The organism is Streptomyces macrosporus (genome assembly GCF_039533145.1).
In the GTDB taxonomy this organism is placed as follows: domain Bacteria; phylum Actinomycetota; class Actinomycetes; order Streptomycetales; family Streptomycetaceae; genus Streptomyces; species Streptomyces macrosporus.
Map to the genome: position 1 here is coordinate 296,827 of NZ_BAAASZ010000003.1, position 4,872 is coordinate 301,698.

The 4,872-nt window shown below is 76.3% G+C and carries 4 protein-coding genes; all 4 read right to left on the minus strand.

Going from position 1 to position 4,872, the window contains the following annotated elements; genetic code table 11:
• Positions 1-35 precede the first annotated feature (35 nt).
• The 4 genes from ABD335_RS01795 to hpnC are packed head-to-tail and all read right to left on the minus strand — an operon-like array spanning position 36 to position 4,501.
• Complete coding sequence (locus ABD335_RS01795) at positions 36-1,109, minus strand: polyprenyl synthetase family protein (RefSeq protein WP_344320196.1); 1,074 nt, start codon at positions 1,107-1,109, stop codon at positions 36-38.
• 28 nt (positions 1,110-1,137) lie between these two features.
• On the minus strand, positions 1,138-2,628 hold the full coding sequence (hpnE, locus tag ABD335_RS01800) for a hydroxysqualene dehydroxylase HpnE (protein ID WP_344320197.1): 1,491 nt from the start codon (positions 2,626-2,628) through the stop codon (positions 1,138-1,140).
• Positions 2,625-3,578 carry a presqualene diphosphate synthase HpnD gene (gene hpnD, locus ABD335_RS01805; protein ID WP_344320198.1) on the minus strand — a complete coding sequence of 318 codons (954 nt, stop codon included), beginning with the start codon at positions 3,576-3,578 and terminating at the stop codon, positions 2,625-2,627. The genes hpnE and hpnD overlap by 4 nt, the downstream gene beginning before the upstream one ends.
• Complete coding sequence (gene hpnC / locus ABD335_RS01810) at positions 3,575-4,501, minus strand: squalene synthase HpnC (protein ID WP_344320199.1); 927 nt, start codon at positions 4,499-4,501, stop codon at positions 3,575-3,577. The genes hpnD and hpnC overlap by 4 nt, the downstream gene beginning before the upstream one ends.
• Positions 4,502-4,872 lie beyond the last annotated feature (371 nt).

Sequence of the window (4,872 nt, forward strand, 5' to 3'; positions counted from 1 at the left end):
CCCACGTTCCAAAGGAGGTCGGCCCTCGCCGACGGTCACCCCTCGCGGACGACGACGAAGTCCGCCAGGGCCGCGAACCGCTCCCGGACGCTGCCGGGCATGTCGACGCCCTCCAGCGCCTGGAGGGCGGTGGCGTGCCGGCGGCGCGCCTCCCGGGAGGTCCACTCCCGGCCGCCGGCCTCCTCGATCAGCGCGGCCCGCACCGCGAACTCCTCCTCGCTGAAGTCCTCGAACTCCCGCTGGCTCTTGGTGGCGTCCTCGGCCAGCAGCCTCCCGAGCCGGCGCGCGGCCGGGCCGTCCTCGGCGAGGGCGGCGACGACCGGCAGGGACTTCTTGCGCTGCCGCAGGTCGCTCCAGGTCTTCTTGCCGGTCGCCTCCGGGTCGCCCCAGATGCCCAGCAGGTCGTCGACGGCCTGGAAGGCCAGGCCCAGGTGGTGGCCGTACGCCTCCAGGGCGTCGGCGGTCGCCTCGTCGGCGCCGCCCAGCACCGCTCCGATGGACGCGGAGCAGGCCAGCAGCGCGCCGGTCTTGTTGCCCTCCATCTCCAGGCACTCCTCGACGGTGACCCTCTCCCGGTGTTCGTAGGAGATGTCCTGCGCCTGTCCGTCGATGAGCCTGCGGGTCGCCAGCGTCAGGCGCCGGGTGGCCCGCGCGGCCTCGGCGGTGCCCAGTTCCAGCAGCACCTCGCTCGCCAGCGCGAACAGGGCGTCGCCGACCAGGATGGCCTGCGCGGGACCGTGCACCTTCCACACGGTGTCGCGGTGGCGCCGCTGCTCGTCGCCGTCCATGAGGTCGTCGTGGAGCAGGGAGAAGTTGTGGACCAGTTCGACGGCCACCGCGCCGGGGACGCCGATCTCGGGTTCGGCGCCCACGGCCTCGGCCGACAGCAGGGCCAGCGCCGGGCGCACGGCCTTGCCGCCGTCGCCGTGGGCGGGGTTGCCCTCGGCGTCTATCCAGCCGAAGTGGTAGGCGGCGACGGTGTCCATGGGTGGGGCGAGCCGCGCCACGGCGGCGCGCAGCATCGGCGTGGCGAGCGTGCGGCCGCGCTCCAGCAGCGCGATGACACTCGCGGTGTCGATGGCTGCGTTCGTCGGGATCGCCGGGGTCACGGGGTCTCCTCTGGGTTCGTTGTCGTGCTCACGCCGCCTCCGGGAAGACGTCGTCGTGCGGGCGTCCGAGGGCTGCCAGCGCCTCCCGGGCCGCGGTCAGGCCGCTGCGCACGGCGCCTTCCATCGTCGCGGGCCAGCCGGTGGCGGTCCATGCCCCGGCCAACCAGACTCCCGGCGCATCGGTGCGCGCGGCGGGGCGCAGCCGCCCCACTCCGGGTGCGGGGGCGAAGGTGGCGGCCCGCTCCCGGGTGACGAAGAAGTCGCGCACCCGCGCGCCGCGGGCGGCGGGCAGCAGGCGGGCCAGTTCGGGGAGGTAGCGCTCGCGCAGGGTCGCGGCGGGCAGTCCTATCTCGTCCTGCGCGGCGGACTGGGACACCACCAGGTACTGGCTCCGCTGCCCCGTCCTCCCCGCCTCCCGCTCCGTCTCGGCGGGGTCGTGCAGCCCGGACGCCTCGGTGCGGTCGAAGATCCACTGCACGGGGGTGCCGAGCGTGGCGAGGAACGGACGGTGCAGCACCCTGCGGTCGTACACCACGTGGACGTTCAGGATCGGCGCGGTGCCGATCCGCAGCAGCCGCTCCGGGTGGGGCAGCGCCCCCTCGGGCAGCAGCCGGTGGGCCTCCTGGTGGGGGACGGCCAGGACGACCGTGTCGGCGGGCAGCGTCTCGCCGGCCTCCCCCGTGCGGTGCGCCCCGGTCTCCACCGCGACCCGCCAGGTGCCGTCCGGCTCCGCGCGCAGCGTCCGGACGCGGCCCTGTCGGACCACGCGCACGCCCGCCTTCTCCAGCACGGCGCCGGCGAGCTCGTCGTGGAGCCGGCCCAGCGGGACCCGGGACCAGCCGATGTCCGCGGCGCCGGGGTCGCTGAGCAGACCGGTGGAGAAGACCATCGCGGCCAGTCCGAGCGAGACGTCCTGGGCGCGGGCGTTGAGAGTGGCGACGCCGACGAGGTCCCACAGCGCCCGCACCGCGCGCGGCGACTGGCCGTGGCGGCGCAGCCAGCTCGCGAAGTCCACGTCGTCCAGGGCGGGGTCGGCCGGGTCGACCGTTCCCAGGCGCTTGAGGGCGAACGCGGCCCGCCCGGCCAGGAGGCGCTCGATCGGGCTCAGATGAGGGTAGGCGGCCAGGCCGGGCGCCAGGTGCAGCGGCACGGGCAGGCCCGTGCGGCGCAGCCGGCCGAGCCGGCGGCGGCGGGCGTCGAACACGGGGACGTCCAGGCGCCGCTGGAGGGGGGCGAGCGCGCTCGCGCCCATGCGCTCCAGGAGCCAGCGGTAGGCGGTGCAGCAGCGCAGGTACACGTGGTGGCCGTTGTCGACGGTCAGCTCGCCGGCGCCGCCGGTGCGGCGGAAGGAGAAGGCGAGCCCGCCGAGCCGCGGTCTGGCCTCCACCAGGGTGACGCCGACTCCGGCGTCGGCCAGGCGCAGCGCCGCGGTGATGCCCGCCAGTCCGCCGCCGACGACGACGGCGCGGGGGGCGTCGGGGGCGTCGTCCCGTCGCCGGGGGGCTCGGAGGCCGCTCACCGGGAGGTCTCCGGGAGGGTGCGGCGGGCGGCCCGGCGGGCGTCCAGTCCGGACAGGCCGCGCAGGGCGACCCAGGCCTTCTCGCGCGCCGGCAGGGAGACCCTGCCGCGCAGCACGGCGTGGGGGTCGCGGGCGATGCGGGTCAGCAGGCGGTGGTAGATCCCGGCCATGGCCGACACGCAGGCGGCGGAGCGGCGGTCGAGCAGGGGCAGCAGCTTCAGTCCCTCGGCGAACAGCGCGCGGGCGCGCCGCACCTCGAAGCGGACGAGTCCGGCGAAGTCGGCGCCGGGCGGCGGCACGTCCTGGTGGAGGCCGCCGGCGCAGCCGAACGCGGCCAGGTCCGCGCGGGGCAGGTAGGTGCGGCCCTCCGCGGCGTCCTCCCGCACGTCGCGGAGGATGTTGGTCAGCTGGAGGGCGAGGCCGAGGGTGTCGGCGTAGTGGGGGGCGCGTTCGGCGTCGCGGGCGCCCGGCAGGGTGCCGAAGACCCCGAGGGAGAGCCGTCCGATGGCGCCGGCGACGCAGCGGCAGTACTCCTTGAGCTCCTCCCAGGTCTCGTACGTCCGGCCGCGGACGTCCATCAGGACGCCGTCGATCAGCTCGTCGAGTCCACCGAGCGGGATCGGGAAGCGGCGGGCGGCGTCGGCCAGGGCGACGGCGACCGGGTCGGTGGCGTCGTCGGGCACGTCCCCGGCGCGGACGCGGTCGAGCAGCGCGCGGGTCTCCTCCAGCCGGGTCCGCTTGACCGCCGGCTCCAGCGGGCCGTCGCCGATGTCGTCCACGCGCCGCGAGAAGGCGTACAGGGCGGACATCGCCTGCCGCCGCGCCGTGGGCAGCAGCCGGATTCCGTAGGCGAAGTTGCGGGCCTGGCCCTCGGTGACGGCCTCGCAGTAGCGGTAGGCCGCGAGGACCTGCGGGGAGGGGGGCGCGGGCTGTTCCAGGGTCCGGCTCACCACGCCCTCCCCAGGGTCGCGACGGCCTCGCGCAGCACACCGGTCCGGGTGGGACGGGGGGTGGCGGACAGGACGTCGTAGCGGGCGGACCGGATGGCGCGCAGGGCCGCCCGGCCGCCGCCGACGAATCCGGCGAGGAGGACTTTCAACACCCCGGGGACGCTTGCCACCAGCGGATCTCCTTCGTTCAACAGGTCGTGGGCACGCCGCGCCTCCCAGGCCACCAGGGCGCGCACCGACGCGTTCGCGGTGCGGGCGGCGAGGTCGGCCTCGGTGACGCGGAAGCGGTCCAGGTCCTCGGCGGGAAGGTAGATCCGGTCGCGCAGCGCCAGGTCCTCGGCGACGTCCTGGAGGTGTTCGGTGATCTGCAGGGCGGTGCAGACGGCGTCGGAGCGGCGGACGCGCTCGGGGGTGGTGGTGCCGGTGACGGCCAGCACGAGGCGGCCGACGGGGTTCGCGGACAGTTCGCAGTAGCCCAGCAGTTCCTCCCAGGTGCCGTACCGGCGGACCTCCTGGTCCCGCCGGTTGGCCTCGACGAGGGCGAGGAACGGCTCGGGGCTCAGGGCGTGGCGGCGCACGGTCGGCACCAGGGCGCCCAGCAGGGGGTGGCGGGGTCTCTCACGGCCCTCCGCCCCGGGGGCGTCGGCGGCGCGGAAGGCGCGGCGCAGATCGGCCTCGAAGGCGTCGAGCAGGGCGGGGCGGTCGTCGGCCCGGTCGGGGTCCACCCCGAGCGCGGCGGCGTCGGCGCCGCCGGGGGCGAGGTCCCCGTCGCCGATGTCGTCCAGGAGGCGGACGCAGCCGTAGACGGCCATCAGGTCGTCCCGCCAGGCGCGGGGGAGGAAGCGGGGTGCCACGGGGAAGTTCTCGTGGGCGGCCTTGTCGAGGACGACGCTCGCCCGCGCCTCCGTGGGCGGGGTCACCATGTGCCGCCCGTAGCCATCGCCGTCACCTCTCCGTTTCTCCCACCCGACCGCGTCCGCGGCACCCGCCGGTGTCCGCGGCGCGCCGGTGTCCGGGGACACCGACGGCGGCGGGGTGTCGGTGGCATCGGCGACCTCCCGTCCGCGGTGTCTGCGGCACCTGCCACGCAGACCATCCTATTTCGGGTGTGTCTCGCGGATGCTCCGCTGCTCGGCCGACCGGGGCAGTGCCGCCCGATGCGCCGATCACCGGCACCGGCTCAGCTTACGTCGTGCCCCGAAGCGGTCCGCCGCGCGGGTCCGCGGACACGGGCACGGGCGTCGCTCCGGCGCCGCCGGCCCCCGGACGCCCCCGCCGCCGCGCGGACGGGGGA